The sequence below is a fragment of the Bradyrhizobium sp. CW1 genome (assembly GCF_023100665.1).
GTDB classification, from domain to species: Bacteria; Pseudomonadota; Alphaproteobacteria; order Rhizobiales; family Xanthobacteraceae; genus Bradyrhizobium; species Bradyrhizobium canariense_D.
The window spans coordinates 176,914-202,523 of record NZ_CP064684.1 but is presented as its reverse complement, the minus strand read 5'-3'; the positions used below and the strand labels follow the sequence as shown (position 1 = coordinate 202,523).

The following is a 25,610-nucleotide window of genomic DNA, read 5'->3' as shown; positions in this document are numbered from 1 at the left end:
GGCTCCCGGAGCCGCCCTTTTTGCTTGGAACTCCTGATATCCCCCGGCCTATCCCGGCCTGCCGCCGCTTGACCCCGGCGTGGTATCGTCATTGCTGAGTGATTCGGGATCGCGCATGACTGAAACGGCCGATGATCTGAGCGCCCCGCTCGGACGGGACAAGCCGCGCCGGAAACGTCGGCTGCGGCTGCCGTTCACGGCCATGCAGCTGCTCGCGGTCCTGCTCGGACTGTTCCTGGTCACCTTTGCCGGCTTCGCCATCTTCAACAAGGATCCGCTCGGCGGCGAGCCAATGACACGGCTCGCGATCCGCGAACCCAATGCCGCAGACAAGGCTGGCGACGACAAGCCGGCCGCGGCCGGCCATGGCCAGGACAGCAAGCAGGAAAGCAAGCAAGAGACCAAGGACGCACCGAAGCAGGCGGGCGAGCAGAAGACCGTCACCATGATCGACGGTTCCACCGGCATGCGCCACGACGTGGTGATCGGCGGCGATGCCGCCGGCAAAAGCGAGACGGCGGCGGCCTCCGCACCGCCGCCCGTCATGGCCGGGATCGACCCAAAACTTCTTGAGAAATCGCGCTATGGCATGATCCCCGCGGTTTCCGGGGATCTGAAGCCGTTCAACGTCTATGCGGCGGATGCCGACCGCGCCAAGGCCGCCAAGATGCCGGTGGTCGCGATCCTGATCGGCGGCCTCGGCGTCGGCGCCGCCAAGACCACCGATGCCATCATGCGGTTGCCAGCGGCGGTGACGCTGGCCTTCACGCCGTATGGGTCCGATCCAGGAAAACTCGCCGAGCGCGCCCGCGCCCAGCGCCACGAGATCTTCCTCCAGATCCCGATGGAGCCCTATGACTTCCCCGACAACGATCCGGGACCGCAGACGCTGCTGACCTCGCTGAGTGCCGACCAGAACATGGACCGCCTGTACTGGCATTTGAGCCGGATGCAGGGCTATGCCGGCCTCACCAATTTCATGGGCGCCCGCTTCATCGCGACGGAGCCGGCGATGCAGCCGATCATCCGCGAGGCGGCCAAGCGCGGGCTCGGCTTCTTCGACGACGGCTCCTCGCCGCGCAGCATCGCGCCGCAAGCGGCCGGCAGCCAGGCGATGCCGTTCGGCAAGGGCGATATCGCGATTGACGCGGTGCCGACCCCGGCCGAGATCGACCGCGCCCTGACCAAGCTCGAAGCGGCGGCGCGCGAGCGCGGCGTGGCCGTGGGCACCGCCTCCGCCCTCCCGGTCTCGATCGAGCGCATCGGCGCCTGGACCAAGACATTGGGCGACCGAGGTATCCTTTTGGTGCCATTGACAACCGCGATGCTGAAATCAAAATCCAGCTAAATCAACGGATTGGTATGGTACAGGCCCGCGGGGCCTGCTTAAGCCTTACCGACAGCATGCGAGAGGTCTGGCGGAATGGCGCGTTACGAGGATCTGCCCTACCGGACCTGCGTCGGCGTGATGTTGCTCAACAAGGACGGACTGGTGTTCATCGGCCGCCGCGCTGGCGGCATCGAGCATGTCGACGACACCCATGTCTGGCAGATGCCGCAGGGCGGCGTCGATCCCGGCGAGGACAATTGGGAGGCCGCCAAGCGCGAGCTCTATGAGGAGACCAGCGTGCGTTCGGTTGAGCGGCTCGGCGAAGTTCCGGACTGGCTCACTTACGACATTCCGCGCACGGTCGCCGGGCGCACCTGGAAGGGCCGCTACCGCGGTCAGCGCCAGAAATGGTTCGCGGTCCGCTTCACCGGCAAGGATAGCGAGATCAACGTCGAAAAGCCCGGCGGCGGTCACAAGGCCGAGTTCGTGAGCTGGCGCTGGGAGCCGATGAAGAACCTGACCGGGCTGATCGTCCCGTTCAAGCGCCCGGTCTACGAGCGCGTGGTGAAGGAATTTTCCGCGCTGGCGCAGGATTAGTTCAAGTCGCCATTCCAGGTTGATGCTAGAGCCAGTTCCGTTCCGATAGAATCGGGACGGGGCTCTAGTTTTTTATTTTGACGCGTTTTCTTGACGCGAACCGGTATCCACTTCGCTCGAAAACGCTCTAATGCACAGCCTGAAATGACGACGAGAGATCCACGCGTGAGCACTGAAAAACCCTACCGTCCCAATGTCGGAATCGCGCTGTTCAATGCCGATGGCCGCGTGCTGATCGGGCACCGCTTCAAGGGCGACGGACCCGAGATCATCCTGCCGGGTCTGGACTGGCAGATGCCGCAGGGCGGCGTCGATGAGGGCGAGGATTTGCGCGATGCCGCGCTGCGCGAGCTCTGGGAAGAGACCAGCGTCAAGAGCGCATCCTATCTCGGCGAGACCGACTGGTTGACTTACGAATTCCCGCCATATGACGGGCCGCAGACACATCGACTGGCGAAATTCCGCGGCCAGCGCCAGAAATGGTTCGCGTTACGCTTCACCGGCAAGGATGACGAGATCGATCCGCTGACGCCGCGCAACGGGCAGCCCGCCGAGTTCGACGCCTGGCGCTGGGAGCGGCTCGACCGCGTCCCCGATGTCGTGGTGCCGTTCCGCCGCCACGTCTACAGCGCAGTGGCGCAGCAGTTTGCGCCGTTCGCGAACTAAAAACGCGAAAAACAACCCCATGCACAGTAGAACGGGGTTGAAATCATTAGAGAACTTTGCCCGGAAATTTGCGTGAGCCTAGTTGATCGGTCCCACCGTGAACGGGCCGATTGCGATGAGGTGGCAGTCGCTGTCGCGCTTGGCGCAGTCGGCGAGCGCGGAATTGACGGCGGTCTGCTCGTCCGCGGCCTTGAGGCCGAGGCCCGGCCGGCCCGCGGTGCCGACCGCGACGGCGTTCCAGCCCATGCCGTCGGCGAGCTTGCGCACGACCTCGTCGCGCGCATCTGCGATGATCGAGGCGTTCGACGCCGCATGGAAGAAGCCGGTGATCCGGAGCAGGGTCGGGATCGGCACGACGAAATTCTCGTCGACCGCAACGACCAGGCAGGCGACGCCGGCGATCGCACCGCACGATTCCAGTGAACGCCGCGCGGCATCGTCGGTGGACGATGCGCCCATCACCATGAAATATTGGCCGCCGGGGCCGAGCGCGACCGCGCGGGATTTTGCCGCGGGCACGAACATGTTCTCGAGCCGGACCTTGGCGGGATCGCGCACCATCGGAAAGTCTTTCGAGGCGAAGGCGCGCTCGGTCATGGCATCATGCCGGACGAACGGTTGCGGCGGCATCGGCGGTTTGCCGTGCGTGTAGACCACATTGTTGCCGACTGCATAGAGCTCGCAACGCCGCGGCGACTGCGCGGCATCGGCGCGCTTCTGGCACTGATCGAGTGCGGCGTTGCGCGCGGCTTCCTCGTTCGGCTGATTCAACGACGCGCCGGTGAACCCGCCGACATTGAGTGCGAACGCCTTGTAGTCGCCGGCAGCGGAATAGTCGCCGGCCAGGTAGTTGCGGATGCGCTCGTTGATGAAGGGGACGCTGTCGGCAGGAAACTTGCCGGCCATCGGTGAAGCCGATGGTGCCGGCATGGGCATCGGCGCTTTCGCCGCCATGGTGGATGACGGGCTTGGCGCTGCTGCCGCAGCCGCGTTGGGCATCGGACTTGATGCTGGGCTTGGCGCGGTCACTGCAACCGCCGGCGCCCTGGTCGTCTCGAGCTTGGTGAAATAGAGGAAGCCGCCGACGCCGATGGCGACGACGGAGACGACACCGACCACCAGCGGCCACATCCAGTTCGGCGCGGCCTCAGCCTTCGTCACCTTCTTGATCTGCGGCGTCGCGTAGCTACCGTCCCCGCGCCGCATCGCCACCATGTAGGCGTGCACCGGCGTCGGGATGTTCTTGACCTCCTGCGCGCCGATATCGGCGAACTGCACCGACAGCTTGTTGGCGACCTGCTCGTGCACGGCGCGGGAGACGCAGATGCCCCCGACCTCGGCGAGGCCCTCGAGCCGGGCGGCGATATTGACGCCGTCACCGAGCAGATCACCGTCGCGCTCGACCACGTCACCGATGGTGATACCGATGCGGAACGACATCTGCCGGCTCGGCGGATAGGCCATGTTGCGGGTTCGCAGGGATTCCTGAATGTCGATCGCGCAGCGCACCGCATCGACTGCGCTTGGAAATTCCGCAAGCACGGCATCGCCCGCGGTGTTGAAGATGCGTCCGCCCGCCCTGGCAATGAAATCATCGACGACCTCGCGATAGGCGGCGAGACGCCGCAGCGTCTCCTCTTCGTCTTCCGCAACCAGTCGCGAGTAACCGGCAATATCGGCCGCGAAAATCGCTGCGATCTTGCGTTTCATCTGCGGTCGGCCCCCGGAACAAAGTTCGCGGGCGCAGAATGGCGCTATCGGCGGCGCCGTGCAACAAAGTTTCAGCGCCCGCCACTCCCGTGACGAGCGCTGAACTTATTCAGGAATTTTCAGTTCGGGCCCCGGCGCAGTGCACCGGGGCTTAGTGCATCGCCGTGCTGCTGAGCTGCTGCTGGATGCTCTTGAAGTGGTCGAGCCGGGCGATGGCTTGATCGAGCTCGTTGCCTTCGTGCTCCTTCAAGCCCTCTTCCATCTCCGAGATGGTCGCGGCGAACTGCGCGCGGTCGAGCTCGGCCAGCGAGGTCGCGACGTCGGCGAGTACGGTCAGGCCCTTCTCGGAGACTTCGGCGATACCGCCGAGCACGATGATCTTCTCGTGCTTGCCGCCGGTGGTCACGGTGAGAATGCCGGGCCGGATCGCGGCCACGACCGGCGCGTGTCCCGCCAGCACGCCGAAGTCACCTTCGACGCCGGGGATATCGACCTGGTCGACCTCGCCCGAGAAGGCGAGCTTTTCCGGCGAGACGAGATCGAAGTGGAAGGTGGCCATTGGAAACCTGCGAATGGTGAGTAGCGAATTGCGAATGGAGCGGGAGCGGCGCGACTATTCGCTACTCCCTGCTCGCCCTTCGCAGCTTAGGCCGCCTCGGCCGCCAGCTTCTTGCCCTTCTCGATCGCCTCTTCGATGGTGCCGACCATGTAGAAGGCGGCTTCCGGCAGGTGGTCGTACTTGCCTTCGCAGAGGCCGCGGAAGCCCTTGATGGTGTCCGCGAGGTCGACGAACTTGCCGGGCGAGCCGGTGAAGATTTCGGCGACGTGGAACGGCTGCGACAGGAAGCGCTCAATCTTGCGGGCGCGGGCCACCGTCAGCTTGTCCTCTTCCGAAAGCTCGTCCATGCCGAGAATGGCGATGATGTCCTGCAGCGACTTGTAGCGCTGCAGCACCTGCTGGACCTGACGCGCGGTGTCGTAGTGCTCCTGGCCGACGACGAGCGGCGAGAGCATGCGCGAGGTCGAGTCGAGCGGGTCCACCGCCGGATAGATGCCCTTTTCCGAGATCGCGCGGTTCAACACCGTGGTGGCGTCCAAATGCGCGAACGAGGTCGCGGGCGCCGGGTCGGTCAAGTCGTCGGCCGGAACGTAAATGGCCTGCACCGAGGTGATCGAACCCTTCTGCGTGGTGGTGATGCGCTCCTGCAGCGCGCCCATGTCGGTGGCGAGCGTCGGCTGGTAACCCACGGCGCTCGGGATACGACCGAGCAGCGCCGACACTTCAGAGCCGGCTTGGGTGAAGCGGAAGATGTTGTCGACGAAGAACAGCACGTCCTGGCCCTGGTCGCGGAAGTGCTCGGCGACGGTCAGACCGGTGAGGCCGACGCGGGCGCGAGCGCCGGGCGGCTCGTTCATCTGGCCGAACACCAGCGCGCACTTCGACTTGACGCTCGGATCCGGATTATGCGGATCGGCGTTGACCTTGGACTCGATGAACTCGTGATAGAGGTCGTTGCCCTCGCGGGTACGCTCGCCGACGCCGGCGAACACGGAGTAACCACCGTGCGCCTTCGCGACGTTGTTGATCAGCTCCTGAATCAGCACGGTCTTGCCGACGCCGGCGCCGCCGAACAGGCCGATCTTGCCGCCCTTGGCGTAGGGCGCGAGCAAGTCGACGACCTTGATGCCGGTGACGAGAATTTCAGCTTCGGTCGACTGGTCGGTGTAGCTCGGCGCTTCCTGGTGGATGGCGCGCATGCCTTCGGACTGGATCGGACCGGCTTCGTCGATCGGCTCGCCGATCACGTTCATGATGCGCCCGAGCGTGCCTGCACCCACCGGAACCGAGATCGGCTGACCGGTGTCGGTCACTTCCTGGCCGCGGACCAGACCTTCGGTCACGTCCATCGCGATCGTGCGCACGGTGGACTCACCGAGATGCTGTGCAACTTCCAGCACGAGGCGGATGTTGCCGTTCCTGGTTTCCAACGAATTCAGAATGGCCGGCAGATGGCCTTCGAACTGAACGTCGACGACGGCGCCCATGACCTGGGTGACGCGACCGACCTGGGTAGCTGCTGTAGCCATGAAGCTCTCCTTCGAAATTCTTTACTTGAACGACCGTCGTTTGGTTCGTGCGTCAGACCGCCTCGGCGCCGGAGATGATCTCGATCAGCTCCTTGGTGATCTGGGCTTGACGGGTTCGGTTGTAGATCTGGGTTTGCTTGCGGATCATTTCGCCGGCGTTGCGGGTGGCGTTGTCCATGGAGCTCATCTGCGCGCCATAGAACGAGGCGTTGTTTTCCAGCAGCGCACGGAAAATCTGCACCGCGATGTTCCGCGGCAACAGGCCGGAGAGGAGTTCGTCTTCCTCCGGCTCATAGTCGTAGGACGTCGACGGCGCGGTCGCCGCCTTTTCTTCCACGGTCAGCGGAATGATCTGCTGCGCGGTCGGGACCTGGGCGATCACCGACTTGAACTGCGCGTAGAACAGCGTGCAGACGTCGAATTCGCCGTTATCGAAGCGGGCCAGCACCTTCTTGGCGATGTCGTCCGCGTTGACGAAGCCGAGCTGACGAACGCCGCGCAGGTCGAGATGCTCGACGATCTGCTTGTCGTACAGGCGGCGGAGCTGCTCGTAGCCCTTGCGGCCGACGCAGAAGAATTTGACTTCCTTGCCCTGCGCCAACAGCGCCTGGGCGCGCTCGCGCGCGAGGCGCACGATCGAGGAGTTGAACGCGCCGGACAGACCACGCTCGCCGGTGCAGACCAGCAGTAGGTGAACCTGATCCTTGCCGGTGCCGGCCAGCAGCACCGGGGCGCCGGGCGAACCGGCGGCAGCGCTGGCGATGTTGGAGATCACCGCGCTCATCTTGTCGGCATAGGGCCGCGCCGCCTCGGCCGCTTGCTGGGCGCGGCGCAACCGGGACGCCGCGACCATCTGCATGGCCTTGGTGATCTTCTGCGTCGCCTTGGTGGAGGCGATGCGGACGCGCATGTCTTTAAGTGACGCCATTCTTCGTTCACCCCGGCGGTTCGACCCCTTGGATCAAGCCGCTAGCCTATCCCAGTCGTCATGCCCGGGCGTGTCCCGGGCATCCACGTCTTCGTTTCCATGCAGTGAGGCACGGAAGGCCGGGACAAGAAGCCCGGCCTTGCGACCGTTCTCTTATGCGAAGCTCTTGGCGAAACCTTCGACCACCGACTTCAGCTTGGCGGCGGTGTCGTCGGAGAGATCGCGGCTGTCGCGGATCGCGTTGAGGATCTCGACGTTCTTGCCGCGCAGCAGCGACAACAGACCGTCCTCGAACGCGCGCACCTTGTTGACCGGCAGCGGGTCGAGATAGCCGTTGGTGCCGGCCCAGATCACGCAGACCTGCTCTTCCATCTTCAGCGGCGCGAACTGCGGCTGCTTCAGGAGCTCGGTCAGACGCGAGCCGCGATTGAGCAGGCGCTGGGTCGAGGCGTCGAGGTCGGAGCCGAACTGCGCGAACGCCGCCATTTCGCGGTACTGCGCGAGCTCGCCCTTGATCTTGCCGGCGACCTTCTTGGTGGCCTTCGTCTGTGCCGAGGAGCCGACGCGCGACACCGACAGACCGACGTTCACCGCGGGGCGAATGCCCTGGAAGAACAGGTCGGTTTCCAGGAAGATCTGGCCGTCGGTGATCGAGATGACGTTGGTCGGAATGTAGGCCGACACGTCGTTGGCCTGGGTTTCGATGACCGGCAGCGCCGTCAGCGAGCCCGAACCCTGGTCCTTGTTCAGCTTCGCCGCGCGCTCGAGCAGGCGGGAATGCAGATAGAATACGTCGCCCGGATAGGCTTCGCGGCCCGGCGGGCGGCGCAGCAGGAGCGACATCTGGCGGTAGGCGACGGCCTGCTTGGACAAATCGTCATAGATGATGACGGCGTGCATGCCGTTGTCGCGGAAGTACTCGCCCATGGTGCAGCCGGTGAACGGCGCGATGTACTGCATCGGTGCCGGATCCGACGCGGTGGCGGCGACGATGATCGAATATTCGAGCGCGCCCTGCTCTTCCAGCACCTTCACGAACTGGGCAACCGTCGAGCGCTTCTGGCCGATCGCGACGTAGACGCAATACAGCTTGATGTTCTCGTCCGGCTGCGCGTTGAGCGGCTTCTGGTTGAGGATGGTGTCGAGCGCGATCGCGGTCTTGCCGGTCTGACGGTCGCCGATGATCAGCTCGCGCTGGCCGCGGCCGATCGGGATCAGGGCATCGATCGCCTTGAGGCCGGTCGCCATCGGCTCGTTCACCGACTTGCGCGGAATGATGCCGGGCGCCTTGACGTCGACGCGCATGCGCTTGTCGGCCTGGATCGGGCCCTTGCCGTCGATGGGGTTGCCGAGCGCGTCGACGACGCGGCCGAGCAGGCCCTTGCCGACCGGCGCGTCCACGATGGCGCGGGTGCGCTTGACGGTCTGACCTTCCTTGATCTCGCGGTCAGCGCCGAAAATAACGATACCGACGTTGTCGGTTTCGAGGTTCAGCGCCATGCCGCGGGTGCCGTTCTCGAATTCGACCATTTCACCGGCCTGGACGTTATCCAGACCGAAAACGCGAGCGATACCGTCGCCGACGGACAGCACCTGTCCGACTTCGGAGACTTCAGCTTCCTGGCCGAAATTCTTGATCTGGTCCTTGAGGATCGCGGAAATTTCCGCGGCGCGGATGTCCATCAGCCTGCCTCTTTCATCGCGTGCTTGATCGAATTGAGTTTGGTGCGAAGCGAGCTATCGACCATTCGGCTGCCAAGCTTGACCACGAGGCCACCGATGATCGAGGGATCGACCTTCACGTTGAGCGCGACGTCCTTGCCGGTCACCGACTTCAGGGCAACCTTGAGGGCGTCGAGATTCTTGTCCGAGAGCGCCTCCGCCACGGTGACGTCGGCCGTCGCCTCGCCCTTGAACTTGGCGACCAGGGCGCGATAGGCGCGGATGACGTCAGCCACCGCGAACAGGCGGCGGTTGGCGGTCAGCACTTTCAGGAAATTGGCGGAGATGCCGGCGATGCCGGCCTTGTCCAGCACGGCCGAGAGGGCTCTGGACTGGGCATCGGCCGCGAACACGGGGCTGCGGACGAGGCGCTTCAGATCGGCGCTTTCGTTCAGCATGCCCTCGAATTTTTCGAGATCGGCTTTGACCTCGTCGACCACTTTCTGGTCGCGGGCCAGTTCAAACAAGGCCGTTGCATAACGGCCCGACACACCGGAAACGGACGTATCTTCTGCAGCCACAGACGTGCTCTTTTTGCTGTCAAACTCGCAAGGGAAAAACCGTCGCCACGAAGCGGCGCCTAGCGATCCAAGCCCTTGGAATTCAAGCGGGACTTCGATTTTCGACCCCGCACGGAAGTGCCGGGCTCGTTAAAATCGCGGCTTTGCTAACATAGCAGGCGCGCACGTGCAACATGACGCCAAATTAAAGGCATGACGTTCTGTCGCCAGTTCGTCGCACTCCACGACGACGCGACGACGACCTTGCCATGCCGCGGAATTGCCACAGCGCTTAAGCCCAACCCTGAGCCGAGGCCGGCGATTGGTTCCTGCCCTCAGCGCATAGCCGCCATGAACACGGATCGCTGAGGCGTGATTCCAGCCCTCCCGGCTCCACTCGCCGAATACTTTCTGAATTCTAAATGCGGAAAGCGATGACTTCGTTTTACAGTATTCGCGAGTAATATAGAGGTTAACAAACTGCTAAATTCCAATATTACGGAATGTCGGCCGAATATCCCTGCCGGTAACAAGATATTACACAGCGACACAGAACGGATTTACTGCCCAATTCACGCCTCATTAGGAATCGAAACGCGATCCCGCTCGCAAACTTACGGGGGCTCCACTTGCCACATATGTGGCAATACTAGCTTAGGGACCAATATATGCTTTGTTTGAAGACGCTGGGCTCAGTGACCCGGCCGCGTAAGGCGATCGCCTTTGTTGCCGCAACTCTTCTCATCGGGGGAACTGCCACCGAAGCTTCCGCCAAATCCCGCCATCACCATCGCTATTCCCACCATCATCACCGCCACCACGCCCAGACCGATGCCAACACGACCTCCGATTGGCGTAACGCCAATGCATCGATGACGCCGTCGCAGGGCACCGGACGTTCCTTCTCCGGCATGGCTTCCTTTTACGGGAACGAGTCCGGCAGCAGGACCGCCTCCGGCCAGCGCTTCAACCAGAACGCCATGACCGCGGCGCACCGTTCACTGCCGTTCGGCACCAAGCTGCGTGTCACCCATGGCGGCTCGAGCGTCATCGTCACCATCAACGACCGTGGCCCGTTCATCCGCGGCCGTGTCCTCGACCTCTCCACGGGCGCTGCCCGTGCCATCGGCCTCACCGGCGCCGGCGTCGGCCGCGTCACTGCCGAAGTCGTCTCCTAAAGCGCGACGCCTGAAACAAGCTCGCCGTCTTGGGGGACGGCGGGCTTTTTGTTTGTTCTTCCGCCGTTATTGCGAGGAGCGGAGAGACGAAGCAATCCAGACTGCCTCCGTGGAGGGATTCTGGATTGCTTCCGCCTTCGCTAAAGCTTCGGCGGACAAGTCGCTGCGCTCGCAATGACGGGGAGTTTTGCAGCTCCTTACAAAAAGCTCTGCGGATCGACGTCGACTTCGAGCTTTTGATTGCCCTTCGGCTTCGGGCATGCGGCAAGCCAGTTGCGCAGATAATCCGACAGGTCGAAGCCGCGCGCCGATTTCACCAGGATGCGGAAGCGGTAGCGGCCCTTGATGACCGCGAGCGGGGCTTCCGCCGGGCCCAGCACCACAACGCGTTCGTCGCGCGGCGCGAGCGCAACGAGGTGGCGGCCAAAGCCTTCGGCGCTCGGCCGGTCGCCGGCGGAAATGATCAGGCTCGCGAGCCGCCCGAACGGCGGATAGAGCGTGCGTTCGCGCAAATCGATCTCGCTATCGTAGAACGCTTCGCGGTCGCAGGCGATCAGCGCCTTCATCACGGGATGATCGGGCTGGTGGGTCTGGAGATAACCGATGCCACGGCCCTGCTCGCGCCCGGCGCGGCCGATCACCTGGTTGAGCAACTGCCAGGTGCGCTCGGAGGCGCGCGGATCGCCATTGGACAGGCCGAGATCCGCATCGACCACGCCCACCAGATTGAGCCGCGGAAAATTGTGGCCCTTGGCGACGAGCTGGGTGCCGATGATGACGTCGACGCGGCCCTCCGCGATGTCGTTCAGCTCGGAGCGCATCGTCTCGATCGAGGTGATGAGATCGCTCGACAGCACCATGGTGCGGGCCTCCGGGAACAGCGCCGCCGCCTCCTCCTGCAAGCGCTCGACGCCGGGCCCGACCGCGACCAGCGATTCCTCCGCCGCGCAATGCGGACAGGTTTGCGGGCGCGGCATCGAGAAGCCGCAATGGTGACAGACGAGGCGCTGGCGGAAGCGGTGATCGACCAGCCAGGCATCGCAGATGGTGCAGGCGAAGCGATGGCCGCAGGCGCGGCACAGCGTCAACGGCGCATAACCGCGGCGATTGAGGAACAGTAGCGCCTGCTCGCGCCGCTCGATCGCGGTCCTGATCTCGGACGCCAGCCGCGGCGAGATGAAGCGGCCGCGCGCCGGCGGCTCGCGGCGCATGTCAATGGCCTCGATATGTGGCATGTGCTGGCCGCCGAAGCGCGACGGCAGAGCGATGCGCTGATAGCGGTTCTTGCGCGCATTGACCTCGGATTCGACCGACGGCGTCGCCGACGCCAGCACGATCGGAACCTTTGCGATATGCGCGCGCACCACCGCCATGTCACGGGCGTGATAATGCACGCCCTCGTCCTGCTTGTAGGCTTGGTCGTGCTCTTCATCGACCACGATGAGGCCGAGATTGGCGTAGGGCAGAAAGAGCGCCGAGCGCGCGCCGACCACAACCGGCGCGCTGCCCTCGGAGATCGCCGCCCAATTGCGCGCGCGGGTGCGCGGCGTCAGCTCGGAATGCCATTCCAGAGGGCGCACGCCAAAGCGCTGCGCGAAGCGATCGAGGAACTGGCCGGTGAGCGCGATCTCCGGCATCAGGATGAGCGACTGTTTTCCGCGGCGGATCGCCTCGGCGACGGCTTCGAAGTAAACCTCGGTCTTGCCCGAGCCGGTGACACCGTCGAGCAGCGCGACGTGAAAGCTGCCGTTGGCGGCGAGTGCGCGCATGGCATCGACCCCGGCGCGCTGAAGCGGCGAAAAATCCGGCCGGCTGAAATCCGGATCTGGGGCCGGCGGCGGCGGAGGCGGGGGCATCGGCTCGACCGAGAGCGTTCCTTCGTCGACGAGGCCGTCGATCACGCCGGCCGAAACCCCGGCCTCTCTGGCCGCCTCGGACTTGCCGTGCAGCAGCCGGTCCGACAGCACCTCGATCAGGCGCTGCCGCGCCGGCGTCAGACGTTTTGGCGGATCGCCGACCAGGCGCACGCCGGCGCGCACCCGCTCGGGGCCGAGGTTTTCGCCCATCCGCAGGCACATGCGCAGCACCATGCCGCGCGGGCTCAACGTGTAATTGGCGATCCAGTCCACGACCGCACGCAGCTCGGGCTTCAACGGCGGGATGTCGAGCTTTTCGCTGACCTCCTTGAGGCGGTTGTGCAGGCGCGGATCAGGATTGGCGTTTTCGGCCCAGACCACGGCGAGCACCTCGCGCGGGCCGAGCGGCACGCCAATAATATCGCCCGCCTTCAGCTCCATTCCGCGCGGCACCTTGTAGGAATAGGTCTGGTCGAGCGCGACCGGCACCAGCACGTCGACCATGCGGGTCGCGTTGGCGGAGACGGCGTTGCTGCGCGACGTGTGATCCATGGAGGGGGAATCGGAACCCGGGGGCTTCAAGGCTAGCGCCCTGAGGCGGCCTTAGCGAACGATAAACGAGTGTGATGCGATATACTGAGTGGAATCACCACGTCCAGAGCGCATGAGCAAAGCGGCCGCCCCACAAATCGAGCTCGCCAGCGCCGATCCTGACATCGCGCGGGAGATGACGCGCTGGCTGTCGCATCTCGGCGCGGAGCGGCGGCTGTCGCCGAAGACGCTGGAAGCCTATGCCCGCGATTTGCGGCAGTGCCTGATTTTCCTCTGCGGCCATTGGGGCGAGCGAGTGACGCTAAAGCGTTTCGCCGCGCTGGAGGCCACCGATATCAGAGCCTTCATGGCGATGCGCCGCGCCGACGATATTGCCGGCCGCAGCCTGATGCGCGCGCTCGCGGGCCTGCGCTCGTTCGGCCGCTTTCTCGAGCGCGAAGGCAAGGGCAAGGTCGGGGCGCTCTCGGCGATCCGCGCGCCGAAAGTCGCAAAGAGCCTGCCCAAGCCGCTGCCGATGGCGTCGGCCAAACGTCTTGCGGACGCCGACGAGCGCGCCGGCGAGGACCGCGAGACCTGGATTCTTGCGCGCGACGCCGCCGTGATGGCTCTCCTCTACGGCTCAGGCCTGCGCATCTCCGAAGCGCTGGGGCTGACGCGCCGCGAGGTCCCGCGTCCCGGTGAAGGCGACGTGCTGATCGTGACGGGCAAAGGCAACAAGACCCGCATGGTGCCGGTGCTCCAGAACGTGCTCGCACTGGTGCAAGAATACGTTTCCATGTGCCCGTATCCGCTGCCGGCGGAGGGGCCGATCTTCGTCGGCGCACGCGGCGGGCCCTTGAGCCCGCGCATCATCCAGCTCGCGATGGAGCGGCTGCGCGGCGCGCTCGGCCTGCCCGACAGCGCCACGCCGCACGCGCTCCGGCATTCCTTCGCCACGCACCTGTTGTCACGCGGCGGCGATTTGCGCGCGATCCAGGAATTGCTCGGCCATGCCTCGCTCTCGACCACGCAGATCTATACCGGCATCGATGCCGAGCGGCTGCTGGAAGTCTATGCCAGCGCGCATCCGCGCCGATAGCGGCTCAGTTGGCGAGATACTCGATATCGTAGACGTAGTTCGAGCCGCGCCCGACCTCGACGCGGACCATCGGCCTGAACGTCTCCAGCCGCTCGTACAGCGGCGCCGTGACCTTCACCGGTTGGCCCGCGATGCGAACGAGATAGTCCGCTTTGCGGCGGCTACCTGACCTCCACGCACGATCGACACGGCCTTCGATCACAAGGCGGGACGTCAGGTGATCGAGAAACAGCATTCGTCCGGCATACCATGCAAGACCGCTGCCGAGCAGCACGATCAGGATCATCGAGGCGAACGCCTTCGCCTGGTCACGCCATGAGCCGTACAGCGGAGGTTGTCGCAGCTGCGAGCCGACGATAATCAGGCCCAGAACAACGAGGCCGACATGGACGTCGTTGACTGCGATGATCGAGCTCTTGTCATAAAACCGCAACAGGCCGATGTAGGTCAGGCCAAGCGCGAGGACAATCTTGCCGACGAACGGAAAGGCCGCGGTGTTGCGGGCCTTCAGCAGCGCAAGCGCGGATGCGAGGATGGAAGGCCAGACGCAGGCTGCGATGAATTCCGCTGTGGTCATGGGACAGGACTAGATCAGCCCCGACGCGAAACCCTTAATTGCAACGGCCATCGCGGCTTGCCACTTGCGCCCGTCGCGCAGTTCGGTCAATCGTTGGTAAACAGGCAGGAGGGATTTATGAGCGCACATGAAAGCATGGAGCATGCCGAGCACGCCGAACACGCGTCCGGCTCGAACAAGAAGATCGCGCTCCTGATCGCGGTTCTGGCGCTGTTCCTGGCGATCTCCGAGACGCTCGGCAAGGGCGCCCAGACCGAATCGATCAGCAAGAACGTCGAGGCCTCCAACCTCTGGGCGTTCTTCCAGGCCAAGAGCATCCGCCGCACCGTGGTGCAGACCATGGCCGACCAGGGCAAGCTCATCCTCGGCGCGGCGAGCGACGAGGCCAACAAGGTGGCCGTGCAGAAGCAGATCGAGGACTGGCAGAAGACCGCGCAGCGCTACCGCTCCGAGCCGGAGACCGGCGAAGGCACCGAGCAGCTGGCCGAAAAGGCCAAGCACGCCGAGCATGAGCGCGACGAGGCGACTGCGAAATATCATCACTTCGAGCTGGCGTCCGCCGCCTTCCAGATCGGCATCGTGCTGGCCTCAGCCACCATCATCACCGGCATGCTGCCGCTCGCCTGGATCGCGGGCCTGCTGTCGCTTGCCGGACTTGGGATGACCATGCTCGGCGCATGGTCGCCGCATCTGCTGCATCTGCATTGAGGCTCGTAGCCCGCATGAGCGCAGCGACATGCGCGCTGTCATGCCCCGGCTTGACCGGGGCATCCAGTACGCCGCGGCTTCTCCGTAGCCATTGCCGTCTCTGGAATACTGGATCGCCCGGTCAAGCCGGGCGATGACAGCGAGTCTGCGGTGAGGCTTCACCGCGCTTCGTGCACGCTCTTGCGAAAGCGCTGGATCAGGCGGAGCGTGCGGGAGGACCAGCCTTCGCCGTTGCCGGCGATCAGCTCCTTGATGCGTCGCTTGACCGGATCGACCAGCTCGGCGGCCTTGGCACGCAGCTTCAGCACCAGATCATAGAGCCGCTCGAACCACGCCATCTCCATCAGCTTGTCGCGCGTCACGTCGAACACGAAGGCGGTGACGCCGACCCCGAGCAGCTTTGCGAACACGATGGTGAAGACCGCGCTGGTCCAGTATTCGTGCGTGAGCAGCCACAGGCCAACCAGCTTGAGCGGAAACAGCGGGACGATCGGTACAGCGAACACGATCAGCGTCATCGCTGGCGACAGCGCATCGACGCGGTCCGACAGCCATTGCTTGAACCGCGCAAGCGGGACGATTGCGACAACCCGCGCGACGATCGGTTCGAGATGGTCCCACAGCCAGGCTTCGATCAGGAAGATGATCGCAAGCAGGACCCAGACCGGTTGAAGCAGGCGGCGTAGCATGTGTTTCCCGCCCGATTCGGCGCTGGGCGCGACCTACATATGGATGGCCCGCTTGCCGACTGCAAGCGCGGCTTCCTTGATGGCCTCGGAGCGCGTCGGGTGCGCGTGGCACGTGCGCGCGAGATCCTCCGCGCTGCCGCCAAACTCCATGAGAACGGCTGCCTCATGGATCATTTCGCCGGCTTCGCGGCCGATAATGTGCACGCCGAGGACGCGATCGGTCTTCGCATCTGCGAGAATCTTCACAAAGCCGTCGGTGGTCTGGTTGACCTTGGAGCGCCCGTTGGCGGTAAAGGGAAACTTTCCGACCGTATAAGCCACGCCCGCCTGCTTCAGCTCCTCCTCGGTCTTGCCGACGGAGGATACTTCCGGCGTGGTATACACGACGCCTGGGATAACATCGTAGTTCACGTGGCCGGCCTGCCCGGCGATGATCTCGGCAACCGCGACGCCTTCATCCTCGGCCTTGTGCGCGAGCATCGGGCCCGCGACGACGTCGCCGATGGCATAGACGCCCTTCACGCTGGTGGCGAAATGCGGGTCGATCTGCACGCGGCCGCGATTGTCGAGTGCAACACCGGCTTCCTTCAGGCCGAGCCCCTCCGTGTACGGCACACGGCCGATACAGACGAGAACGACGTCGGCCTCCAGCGTCTCGGCAGCGCCCCCCGCGGCGGGCTCGATCGTCGCCTTCAGCGTCTTGCCGGAGGTGTCCACGCCCGTGACCTTGGCACTGAGCTTGAAGGCAAAGCCCTGCTTCTCCAGGATGCGCTGGAATTGCTTGGCGATCTCGCCGTCCATGCCGGGCAGGATGCGGTCGAGGAATTCGACGACGACCACTTCGGCGCCGAGACGGTGCCAGACCGAGCCGAGCTCGAGGCCGATCACGCCGGCGCCGACGATCAGCAACTTGCCGGGGACCTTGTCCAGCGACAGCGCACCGGTCGACGACACGATGCGGGTCTCGTCGATCTCGATGCCCTTGAGCCGCGCGATGTCCGAGCCGGTGGCGATCACGATGCTCTTGGTTTCGACGACCTGCGACTTGCCGTCGGCGGAGATCTCGACCTTGCCGGTGCCGAGAATCTTGCCGGCGCCCTTGAGCACGTCGATCTTGTTCTTCTTCATCAGGAACTCGACGCCCTTGACGTTGCCGTCGATGCCCTGCTGCTTGAAGTTCATCATCGCAGGCAAATCGAGCTTCGGCGCGGAGACGCTGACGCCCATCTTGGCGAAGGAATGCCCGGCCTCCTCGAACATTTCGGAGGCATGCAGCAGCGCCTTCGACGGCATGCAGCCGACATTGAGGCAGGTGCCGCCGAGCGTCGCGTTCTTTTCCACCACGGCGACTTTCATGCCGAGCTGCGCTGCACGCACCGCGCAGACATAACCGCCCGGTCCGGTGCCGATGACGACGAGATCGTAGGTAGCCATGAGAGAAAGTCCCGTAAGTTTAGCGTTGAAGGATGTGTCAGCGTCCGCGCGGCGCGTCAGCGTCCGCCGGACACATCGAGAATGGCTGAGGTAACGTAGGAGGCATCGTCCGACATCAGCCAGACGATGGCATTGGCGACTTCATCGGCCGTACCGACGCGCTTCATCGGCACCATATGGGCCAAGCGATGGGCGCGGTCGGGCTCACCGCCGGCAGCGTGGATTTCGGTGTCGATCAGGCCGGGGCGGATGCCCGCGACGCGAATGCCCTCGCCGGCAACCTCATAGCCGAGGCCGATGGTGAAGGAATCGATCGCGCCCTTGGACGCGGCATAGTCGACATAGGTGTTCGGCGCGCCGAGCTTGGCCGCAACCGACGACAGATTGACGATGACGCCGCCCTGGCCGCCATGCCTGGTCGACATCCGCTTCACGGCTTCGCGCGCGCAGAGGATGGAGCCGGTGACGTTGACCGCCATCACACGCTGGATGCGCTCGGCCGACATCTCGTCGACGCGCACGCCGCTGGTCCCGACAATACCGCCATTGTTGACGAGCGCGCCGAGCGTGCCGAACGCGTCCGCGGCCTTGAACAGCGCCAGGATGTCGCTTTCCTCGGCGACGTCGCATTTCACCGCGATGGCCTTGCCGTTGCTGGCCGCGATCTCGGCGACCACCTCATCGGCGGCCGTCTTGTTGCTGGCATAGCCGACAACGATCCGGAAGCCGCGTGCCGCGGCGGCAATTGCGGTCGCACGGCCGATGCCGCGGCTGCCGCCGGTGATGACAACGACTTTATCCGTCACGCGCGCCTCCATAGTTCGACACGCGCCGTCGCGAAAGGCGACGGCGCTCGCAGAGCATCAGCGATCAGAGATCGAGCACCAGGCGCGCCGGATCTTCCAGGCTCTCCTTGACGCGGACAAGGAAGGTCACGGCTTCCTTGCCGTCGATGACGCGGTGATCGTAGGACAGCGCCAGATACATCATCGGGCGGACCTCGATCTTGCCGCCGACGACCATCGGCCGCTCCTGGATCTTGTGCATGCCGAGGATGCCGGACTGCGGCGCGTTCAGGATCGGGGTCGACATCAGCGAGCCGTAGATGCCGCCATTGGTGATGGTGAAGGTGCCGCCCTGCATCTCGTCGATCTTGAGCTGGCCGTCGCGGGCGCGGCGGCCGAAATCGGCGATGCCCTTCTCGATGTCGGCGATCGACTTGTTGTCGCAGTCGCGCACCACGGGCACGACGAGGCCCTTGTCGGTGCCGACGGCGACGCCGATGTGATAGTAGTTCTTGTAGATCAGATCGGTGCCGTCGATCTCGGCGTTGACGGCCGGGATGTCCTTCAGCCCCTGGACGACGGCCTTGGTGAAGAAGCCCATGAAGCCGAGCTTCGAGCCATGCTTCTTCTCGAACGCATCCTTGTAGTGGGCACGCAGCGCCATGACGTTGGTCATGTCGACCTCGTTGAAGGTCGTGAGCATCGCGGCGGTGTTCTGCACGTCCTTGAGGCGGCGCGCGATGGTCTGGCGCAGCCGGGTCATCTTGACGCGCTCTTCGCGGGCGGCGTCATCGGCCGGCGACGGTGCGCGGACCTGAACCGCTGCGGCCGGCTGGTTGACGGGGGTCGGCGCCGAGGCCGCACGCTCGATCGCGGCGAGCATGTCGCCCTTGGTGACGCGCCCGTCCTTGCCGGAGCCGGGAACGGTCGAGGCATCGACGCCGGTCTCGGCCGAGAGCTTTCGCACGGAGGGAGCGAGCGGCGCATCGGCCGGTGGCGCCTTCGCCGCGGCGGGAGCAGCAGCGGCCGCAGGAGCGGCAGCCGCGGGCTTCGCGGGCGCAGCTGCCGGCTTGGCAGCGCCGGCGGCGCCTTCGGTAATCTGGCCGAGCAGCGCGCCGACGGCGACGGTGGCACCATCGGCGGCGATGATCTCGCTCAGCGTGCCGGCTGAGGGCGCCGGGACTTCGATGGTGACCTTGTCGGTCTCGAGCTCCACCAAGGGCTCGTCGACGGCGACGGGATCGCCGGCCTTCTTGAACCAGCGGCCGATGGTGGCCTCGGTGACGGATTCGCCGAGGGTCGGCACACGAATTTCAGTCATGGTCTTTTCCTTAAGGAGATCGCCAATGCGGACATAGGTGCAGATGTCAGCGCCCGCGGATGCGGGCGATCCAGTACGCCGTGACAGTCGTGATAGAGACGGGCGGCGCGGAATACTGGATCCCCCGCCCCGGTGCGCAATTGCGCACAAGGCGGGGCATGACGAGGTGTAAAAACTTCTCAGCTCAATGCTTCGTCCAGGAACGCCTTCAGCTGCGCCTGATGCTTCGACATCAGACCCGTGGCGGTCGCAGCGGAGGCGGCGCGGCCGACATAACGCGGACGCCGGCTCGCACCGTTCACCTGGTTCAGCACCCACTCCAGATAGGGCTCGATGAAGTGCCAGGCACCCATGTTGCGCGGCTCTTCCTGGCACCACACCACTTCGGCCTTCTTGAAGCGCGACAGTTCGGCCACCAGCGCCTTGAGCGGCACCGGATAGAGCTGCTCGACGCGCATCAGATAGATGTCGTCCATGCCGCGCTTCTCGCGCTCCTCGTAGAGGTCGTAATAGACCTTGCCCGAGCAGAGCACGATGCGGCGGATCTTCTCGTCGGGAACGAGCTTGATCGCTTCGCTCGGCAGCATCTGGGCGTCGTCATAGAGGATGCGGTGGAAGGTCGTTCCCTTCGCGAGCTCCTCGAGACGCGACACCGCCCGCTTGTGACGCAGCAGGGACTTCGGCGTCATCACGATCAGCGGCTTGCGGATCTCGCGATGAAGCTGCCGGCGCAGCACGTGGAAGTAGTTCGCCGGCGTGGTCGGATAGACCACCTGCATGTTGTCTTCCGCGCACATCTGCAGATAGCGCTCCAGACGCGCCGAGGAGTGCTCCGGTCCCTGGCCTTCATAGCCGTGCGGCAGGAGGCAGACGAGGCCGGACATGCGCAGCCATTTGCGCTCACCCGAGGAGATGAACTGGTCGAACACGACCTGCGCGCCGTTGGCGAAGTCGCCGAACTGCGCTTCCCACAGGGTGAGCGTGTTCGGCTCGGCGAGCGAATAGCCGTATTCGAAGCCGAGCACGGCTTCTTCCGACAGCAGCGAGTTGATGACCTCGTAATGGCCCTGCTCGTGACCGAGATGGTTGAACGGCGTGTAGCGGCTCTCGTCTTCCTGGTCGATCAGGACCGAGTGGCGCTGCGAGAAAGTGCCGCGCTCCGAATCCTGTCCGGACAGGCGGACATGGTGGTTCTCGTTGAGCAGCGTGCAGAACGCCAGCGCTTCGCCGGTCGCCCAGTCGATGCCCGTGCCGCCGTCGATCGCCTTGGCGCGGTTTTCTAGGAAGCGCTGGATCGTGCGGTGGACGCGGAAACCGTCCGGCACCTTGGTGATCTTGCGACCGATGTCCTTCAGGGCGGCGATGTCGACGCCGGTGACGCCACGCCGCGCATCTTCTTCCTGATCGGCGATCTTGAAGCCGGCCCATTTGCCGTCGAGCCAATCGGCCTTGTTGGGCTTGTAGCCGGAGCCGGCTTCGAGTTCGGCATCGAGCCGCGCGCGCCAGTCGGCCTTGGCCTTCTCGACCTCGCCCTCGGTCAACACGCCTTCGCTGATGAGGCGGCGGGCGTAGAGTTCGAGCGTCGACGGATGGGCCGCGATCTTCTTGTACATCACCGGCTGGGTGAAAGCCGGCTCGTCGCCCTCGTTATGGCCATGCCTGCGGTAGCAGAACATGTCGATGACGACGGGCTTGTGGAATTTCTGCCGGAACTCGGTCGCAACCTTGGCCGCGAACACGACGGCTTCCGGATCGTCGCCGTTGACGTGGAAGATCGGCGCGTCGATCATCTTCGCCACGTCGGACGGGTAAGGCGACGAACGGGAATAACGCGGATAGGTGGTGAAGCCGATCTGGTTGTTGACGATGAAGTGCACGGAGCCGCCGGTGCGGTAGCCCTTCAGGTCCGACAGGCCGAAACATTCCGCGACCACGCCCTGGCCGGCGAACGCGGCGTCACCGTGCATCAGCAGCGGCATCACCGAGATGCGCATATCCGGCGGATCGCCGTGCTGATCCTGCTTGGCGCGGACTTTTCCGAGCACCACGGGATCGACGATCTCCAGATGCGAGGGGTTGGCGGTCAGCGACAGATGGATGCGGTTGCCGTCGAACTCGCGATCCGAAGACGCGCCGAGGTGATATTTGACGTCGCCCGAGCCTTCGACCGCATCAGGATTGGCCGAACCGCCCTTGAACTCGTGGAACAGCGCGCGATGCGGCTTGCCCATCACCTGGGTCAGGACGTTGAGGCGGCCGCGGTGCGGCATGCCCAGCACGACCTCCTTCACGCCGAGATTGCCGCCGCGCTTGATGATCTGCTCGAGCGCGGGGATCAGCGATTCAGCACCGTCCAGGCCGAAGCGCTTGGTGCCGGTGAACTTGGTGTCGCAGAATTTCTCGAAACCTTCGGCTTCGACCAACTTCATCAGGATGGCACGGCGACCTTCGCGGGTGAACGAGATTTCCTTGTCCGGCCCCTCGATCCGCTCCTGGATCCACGCCTTCTGCGCCGCGTTGGTGATGTGCATGAACTCGACGCCGAGCGTCTGGCAGTAGGTGCGCTCGCAGATCGCGGTGATTTCGCGCAAGCTGGCGTATTCGAGACCGAGCACATGGTCGAGGAAGATCTTGCGGTCGAAATCGGCTTCGCTGAAGCCGTAGGTCCGCGGGTCGAGCTCTTCGCGATTGCGCTGGGCTTCGATGCCGAGCGGATCGAGCTTGGCGTGGAAGTGACCGCGCATGCGGTAGGACCGGATCAGCATCAGGGCCCGGACCGAGTCGCGGGTGGCCTGGAGAAGGTCGGCGGAGGAGAGGCCGCCGCTCTTATCGCCACCCTTGGCCTGCGCCTTGGCAGCGATCTTGGCTCCGACCGTCTTCTCGACTTCCGCCCAATTGCCGTCGAGCGCGGAGGTCAGATCATCCTGCGGGGTCAGCGGCCAGTTGGCGCGCTCCCAGGACGGGCCTTGGGCGTTCTTGCTGATGTCACCCGGCTGGTCGTTGAGGCTCTTGAAGAAGTCCTGCCACTCGGCATCCACCGAGGACGGGTCCTTCTCGTAGCGGGCGTAGATTTCGTCGATGTAGGTGGCGTTGGTGCCCTGCAAAAAGGAGGAGAGGGCAAAGGCTGCGTTCGCGTCTTGGCGAGACATACTTGAGTTCCTGGCGATTTCGGTTCGCGCATAACAAACGGCGCTGGCGCTGGGCTCCCCGGCAGAGGACCAGCGCGACAGGCACCATTTACCCTATTTGCTGCGAAACTTCGCCCCGAAAATTACGAAGGTGTGAATCAAGATTTCAATTTTTCGGCAAGCGTGTGGCCGAGGCGCGCGGGAGATGGCGACACTGTAATTCCAGCCGATTTCATCGCGTCGGTCTTGGAACCGGCGTCGCCCTTGCCGCCCGAAATGATCGCACCGGCGTGGCCCATGCGACGGCCGGGAGGGGCCGTGACACCGGCGATGAAACCGACCATCGGCTTCTTGCGGCCGCGCTTGGCCTCGTCCTTGAGGAACTGGGCGGCGTCCTCCTCGGCGGAACCGCCGATCTCGCCGATCATGATGATCGACTCGGTCTTGGGGTCGCCGAGCAGCATTTCCAGCACGTCGATAAACTCGGTTCCCTTGACCGGGTCGCCGCCGATGCCGACCGCGGTGGTCTGGCCGAGGCCTTCCTGGGTGGTCTGGAACACGGCTTCGTAGGTCAGCGTGCCGGAGCGGGAGACGATGCCGACGCTGCCGGTCTTGAAGATGTTGGCTGGCATGATGCCGATCTTGCACTCGCCGGCGGTCATGACGCCCGGGCAGTTCGGCCCGATCAGGCGCGACTTGGAGCCGGCCAGCGAACGCTTCACCCTGACCATGTCGATGACCGGGATACCTTCCGTGATGCAGACGATCAGCGGGATCTCGGCGTCGATGGCTTCGCAGATCGCATCGGCCGCGCCCGGCGGCGGCACATAGATCACCGATGCATCGGCACCGGTCTTCTCACGCGCCTCGCGCACGGTGTCGAACACCGGCAGCCCCAGATGCGTCGCGCCGCCTTTGCCGGGCGAGGTGCCGCCGACCATCTTGGTGCCATAGGCAATCGCGGCCTCCGAATGGAAGGTGCCGTTCTTGCCGGTAAAGCCCTGGCAGATGACCTTGGTGTTCTTGTCGATCAGGATGGACATGAGGTCTGCTTTCGCGAAACTAACGAGTGAGAGGTCAGTGGATGCGGCGGTAGACGCCGGTGAGCACGTCGGCCCAGCCTTCTGCGTCCGGCGAGAACTGGATCTTCAACGAATAGGAATCGTCGTCGATGATTTCATAGACGTGGCGCGCATTGCCGCGGAGCGAGCCGCGCACCAGCGTCAGGGTCTTGCCGACCCACCCGCCGGAGGCGGGCGAAGGCGGCGTGTAGCCGAGCGAGTCGTACCAGAACAATTTGTAGGTCCGGTCTTCGCGGTCGAAGGTGAAGATGCCGTGGGTGGCGAAGCTCTGCTTGCCGTCGCGGGTCTGGACCGAGTCCTGGATCAGATAGAAGCCATTGAGATCCATGTGGGCCACGACGCGAGAAGTCGCCGTTCCACCCTCCGTCCAGCGCGACGGAAAGACCACCTCTTCGCCATTCCATTCACCGGCGAACGCGGCAAGACGCGCGTGCTCCGGCAGCGGGGATGATGCAGCGAGATGGTCCTGAGTCATGGCCTCAGGCTCCCTTGACGGCCTTCACGATCTTCTGCGCGGCGTCGTCGAGATTGTCGGCCGGCACCACGTTCAGGCCGGATTCACGAATGATCTTTTTGCCCAGCTCGACATTGGTGCCTTCGAGGCGAACCACCAGCGGCACGCTGAGGCCGACTTCACGCACGGCGGCCGTGACGCCCTCGGCGATCACGTCGCACTTCATGATGCCACCGAAGATGTTGACCAGGATGCCCTTCACGTTGGGATCCGCGGTGATGATCTTGAAGGCGGCCGCGACCTTTTCCTTGCTGGCGCTGCCGCCGACGTCGAGGAAGTTCGCCGGCGCCATGCCGTAGAGCTTGATGATGTCCATCGTCGCCATCGCGAGACCGGCGCCGTTGACCATGCAGCCGATATTGCCGTCGAGGGTGACGTAGTTGAGGTCGTATTTGGACGCCTCGATTTCCTTGGCGTCTTCCTCGGTCTCGTCGCGCAGCGCGAGCACCTCGGGGTGACGAAACAGGGCGTTGTCGTCGAACGACACCTTGGCGTCGAGCACGCGGAGCTGGCCCTGCTTGGTCACGACGAGCGGGTTGATCTCCAGCATCGACATGTCCTTCGCGACGAAGGCCGCGTAGAGCTGCGCGGTGAGCTTCTCGGCCTGCTTGGCGAGATCGCCGGAGAGTTTCAGCGCGTTCGCGACGGTGCGGCCGTGATGGCCCATGATGCCGGTCGCGGGATCGATCGAGAAGGTCACGATCTTCTCAGGCGTGTTGTGCGCGACGTCCTCGATGTTGACGCCGCCCTCAGTCGACACCACGAAGGAGACGCGGGAGGTCTCGCGGTCGACCAGGATCGAGAGGTAGAATTCCTTGTCGATGTCTGAGCCGTCCTCGATGTAGAGGCGGTTGACCTGCTTGCCGGCGGGTCCGGTCTGGATGGTGACGAGCGTTGCGCCGAGCATCTGCTTGGCGAATTCGGAAACTTCCGCGGCCGACTTGGCGATGCGGACGCCGCCCTTGTCGCCGGCCGACGCTTCCTTGAACTTGCCCTTGCCGCGGCCGCCGGCGTGGATCTGGCTCTTCACGACCCAGACCGGGCCCGGGAGTGCCTTTGCCGCCGCGTCCGCATCGGTTGCCTTCAGGACCGGAACGCCCTTCGAGATCGCGACACCGAACTCGTTCAGCAGCGCTTTGGCCTGATATTCATGGATATTCATTTAGT

At 64.4% G+C, this 25,610-nt stretch carries 22 protein-coding genes; 6 read left to right on the top strand and 16 right to left on the bottom strand.

Annotation, left to right across the window (positions count from 1 at the left end):
- The first annotated feature begins 115 nt into the window (after window positions 1–115).
- The 3 genes from IVB54_RS00975 to IVB54_RS00965 all read left to right on the top strand — a co-directional run bounded on the left by IVB54_RS00975 (window position 116) and on the right by IVB54_RS00965 (window position 2,593).
- Window positions 116–1,348 (top strand): divergent polysaccharide deacetylase family protein, encoded by a 1,233-nt coding sequence (locus tag IVB54_RS00975; RefSeq protein ID WP_018459849.1) that lies wholly within the window; start codon window positions 116–118, stop codon window positions 1,346–1,348.
- 75 nt (window positions 1,349–1,423) lie between these two features.
- Window positions 1,424–1,927, top strand: a complete 504-nt coding sequence (locus IVB54_RS00970) for an RNA pyrophosphohydrolase (RefSeq protein WP_018459848.1) — start codon at window positions 1,424–1,426, stop codon at window positions 1,925–1,927.
- Between the two features lie 165 nt (window positions 1,928–2,092).
- Entirely contained in the window at window positions 2,093–2,593 is a 501-nt protein-coding gene (locus tag IVB54_RS00965; RefSeq protein WP_018459847.1) for an RNA pyrophosphohydrolase, read from the top strand.
- A gap of 78 nt (window positions 2,594–2,671) precedes the next feature.
- Here IVB54_RS00965 and IVB54_RS00960 read toward each other — a convergent pair whose 3' ends face one another.
- The 6 genes from IVB54_RS00960 to IVB54_RS00935 form a co-directional block, all read right to left on the bottom strand.
- Window positions 2,672–4,303: an adenylate/guanylate cyclase domain-containing protein gene (locus tag IVB54_RS00960; RefSeq protein WP_018459846.1), complete on the bottom strand. Its 1,632-nt coding sequence runs from the start codon at window positions 4,301–4,303 to the stop codon at window positions 2,672–2,674.
- 151 nt (window positions 4,304–4,454) lie between these two features.
- On the bottom strand, window positions 4,455–4,862 hold the full coding sequence (locus tag IVB54_RS00955; RefSeq protein WP_018459845.1) for a F0F1 ATP synthase subunit epsilon: 408 nt from the start codon (window positions 4,860–4,862) through the stop codon (window positions 4,455–4,457).
- Window positions 4,863–4,948: 86 nt separating this feature from the next.
- Complete coding sequence (gene atpD, locus IVB54_RS00950) at window positions 4,949–6,391, bottom strand: F0F1 ATP synthase subunit beta (RefSeq protein WP_007598896.1); 1,443 nt, start codon at window positions 6,389–6,391, stop codon at window positions 4,949–4,951.
- A gap of 52 nt (window positions 6,392–6,443) precedes the next feature.
- The gene (locus tag IVB54_RS00945) at window positions 6,444–7,319 is read right to left on the bottom strand and encodes a F0F1 ATP synthase subunit gamma (protein WP_026233891.1); all 876 of its coding nucleotides are present in this window, start codon (window positions 7,317–7,319) and stop codon (window positions 6,444–6,446) included.
- Window positions 7,320–7,472: 153 nt separating this feature from the next.
- On the bottom strand, window positions 7,473–9,002 hold the full coding sequence (atpA, locus tag IVB54_RS00940) for a F0F1 ATP synthase subunit alpha (protein ID WP_018459843.1): 1,530 nt from the start codon (window positions 9,000–9,002) through the stop codon (window positions 7,473–7,475).
- Window positions 9,002–9,562 (bottom strand): F0F1 ATP synthase subunit delta, encoded by a 561-nt coding sequence (locus IVB54_RS00935; RefSeq protein ID WP_026233890.1) that lies wholly within the window; start codon window positions 9,560–9,562, stop codon window positions 9,002–9,004. The genes atpA and IVB54_RS00935 overlap by 1 nt, the downstream gene beginning before the upstream one ends.
- A 647-nt stretch (window positions 9,563–10,209) precedes the next feature.
- Here IVB54_RS00935 and IVB54_RS00930 point away from each other — a divergent pair.
- The gene (locus IVB54_RS00930; RefSeq protein WP_026233889.1) at window positions 10,210–10,719 is read left to right on the top strand and encodes a septal ring lytic transglycosylase RlpA family protein; all 510 of its coding nucleotides are present in this window, start codon (window positions 10,210–10,212) and stop codon (window positions 10,717–10,719) included.
- Window positions 10,720–10,916: 197 nt separating this feature from the next.
- Here the strand turns inward: IVB54_RS00930 and IVB54_RS00925 are convergent, their stop codons facing one another.
- A complete protein-coding gene (locus tag IVB54_RS00925; RefSeq protein ID WP_018459840.1) occupies window positions 10,917–13,127 on the bottom strand; it encodes a primosomal protein N' in 2,211 nt (736 codons plus the stop codon).
- A 112-nt stretch (window positions 13,128–13,239) separates the two neighbouring features.
- Here IVB54_RS00925 and IVB54_RS00920 point away from each other — a divergent pair, with 112 nt between their 5' ends.
- A complete protein-coding gene (locus IVB54_RS00920; protein WP_018459839.1) occupies window positions 13,240–14,205 on the top strand; it encodes a tyrosine recombinase XerC in 966 nt (321 codons plus the stop codon).
- Window positions 14,206–14,209: 4 nt separating this feature from the next.
- On the opposite strand, the gene IVB54_RS00915 is transcribed toward IVB54_RS00920, so the two are convergent.
- Window positions 14,210–14,782: a hypothetical protein gene (locus tag IVB54_RS00915; RefSeq protein WP_018459838.1), complete on the bottom strand. Its 573-nt coding sequence runs from the start codon at window positions 14,780–14,782 to the stop codon at window positions 14,210–14,212.
- A 117-nt stretch (window positions 14,783–14,899) separates the two neighbouring features.
- On the opposite strand from IVB54_RS00915, the gene IVB54_RS00910 reads away from it, so the two are divergent.
- Window positions 14,900–15,490, top strand: coding sequence for a DUF4337 domain-containing protein (locus tag IVB54_RS00910; protein WP_026233888.1), 591 nt, complete (start codon window positions 14,900–14,902; stop codon window positions 15,488–15,490).
- 158 nt (window positions 15,491–15,648) lie between these two features.
- On the opposite strand, the gene IVB54_RS00905 is transcribed toward IVB54_RS00910, so the two are convergent.
- The 8 genes from IVB54_RS00905 to sucC all read right to left on the bottom strand — a co-directional run bounded on the left by IVB54_RS00905 (window position 15,649) and on the right by sucC (window position 25,605).
- Window positions 15,649–16,179, bottom strand: a complete 531-nt coding sequence (locus tag IVB54_RS00905) for a hypothetical protein (protein ID WP_018459836.1) — start codon at window positions 16,177–16,179, stop codon at window positions 15,649–15,651.
- A 33-nt stretch (window positions 16,180–16,212) separates the two neighbouring features.
- Window positions 16,213–17,613: a dihydrolipoyl dehydrogenase gene (lpdA, locus tag IVB54_RS00900; RefSeq protein WP_018459835.1), complete on the bottom strand. Its 1,401-nt coding sequence runs from the start codon at window positions 17,611–17,613 to the stop codon at window positions 16,213–16,215.
- Window positions 17,614–17,669: 56 nt separating this feature from the next.
- Window positions 17,670–18,419, bottom strand: a complete 750-nt coding sequence (locus IVB54_RS00895) for an SDR family oxidoreductase (protein ID WP_026233887.1) — start codon at window positions 18,417–18,419, stop codon at window positions 17,670–17,672.
- 64 nt (window positions 18,420–18,483) lie between these two features.
- Entirely contained in the window at window positions 18,484–19,719 is a 1,236-nt protein-coding gene (odhB, locus tag IVB54_RS00890; protein WP_026233886.1) for a 2-oxoglutarate dehydrogenase complex dihydrolipoyllysine-residue succinyltransferase, read from the bottom strand.
- Window positions 19,720–19,898: 179 nt separating this feature from the next.
- Entirely contained in the window at window positions 19,899–22,868 is a 2,970-nt protein-coding gene (locus IVB54_RS00885; protein ID WP_018459832.1) for a 2-oxoglutarate dehydrogenase E1 component, read from the bottom strand.
- A 137-nt stretch (window positions 22,869–23,005) separates the two neighbouring features.
- Window positions 23,006–23,890 carry a succinate--CoA ligase subunit alpha gene (gene sucD, locus IVB54_RS00880; RefSeq protein ID WP_018459831.1) on the bottom strand — a complete coding sequence of 295 codons (885 nt, stop codon included), beginning with the start codon at window positions 23,888–23,890 and terminating at the stop codon, window positions 23,006–23,008.
- A gap of 34 nt (window positions 23,891–23,924) precedes the next feature.
- Window positions 23,925–24,404: a DUF1579 family protein gene (locus IVB54_RS00875; protein WP_007604324.1), complete on the bottom strand. Its 480-nt coding sequence runs from the start codon at window positions 24,402–24,404 to the stop codon at window positions 23,925–23,927.
- 4 nt (window positions 24,405–24,408) lie between these two features.
- A complete protein-coding gene (sucC, locus tag IVB54_RS00870; protein WP_247777027.1) occupies window positions 24,409–25,605 on the bottom strand; it encodes an ADP-forming succinate--CoA ligase subunit beta in 1,197 nt (398 codons plus the stop codon).
- Window positions 25,606–25,610: the final 5 nt, after the last annotated feature.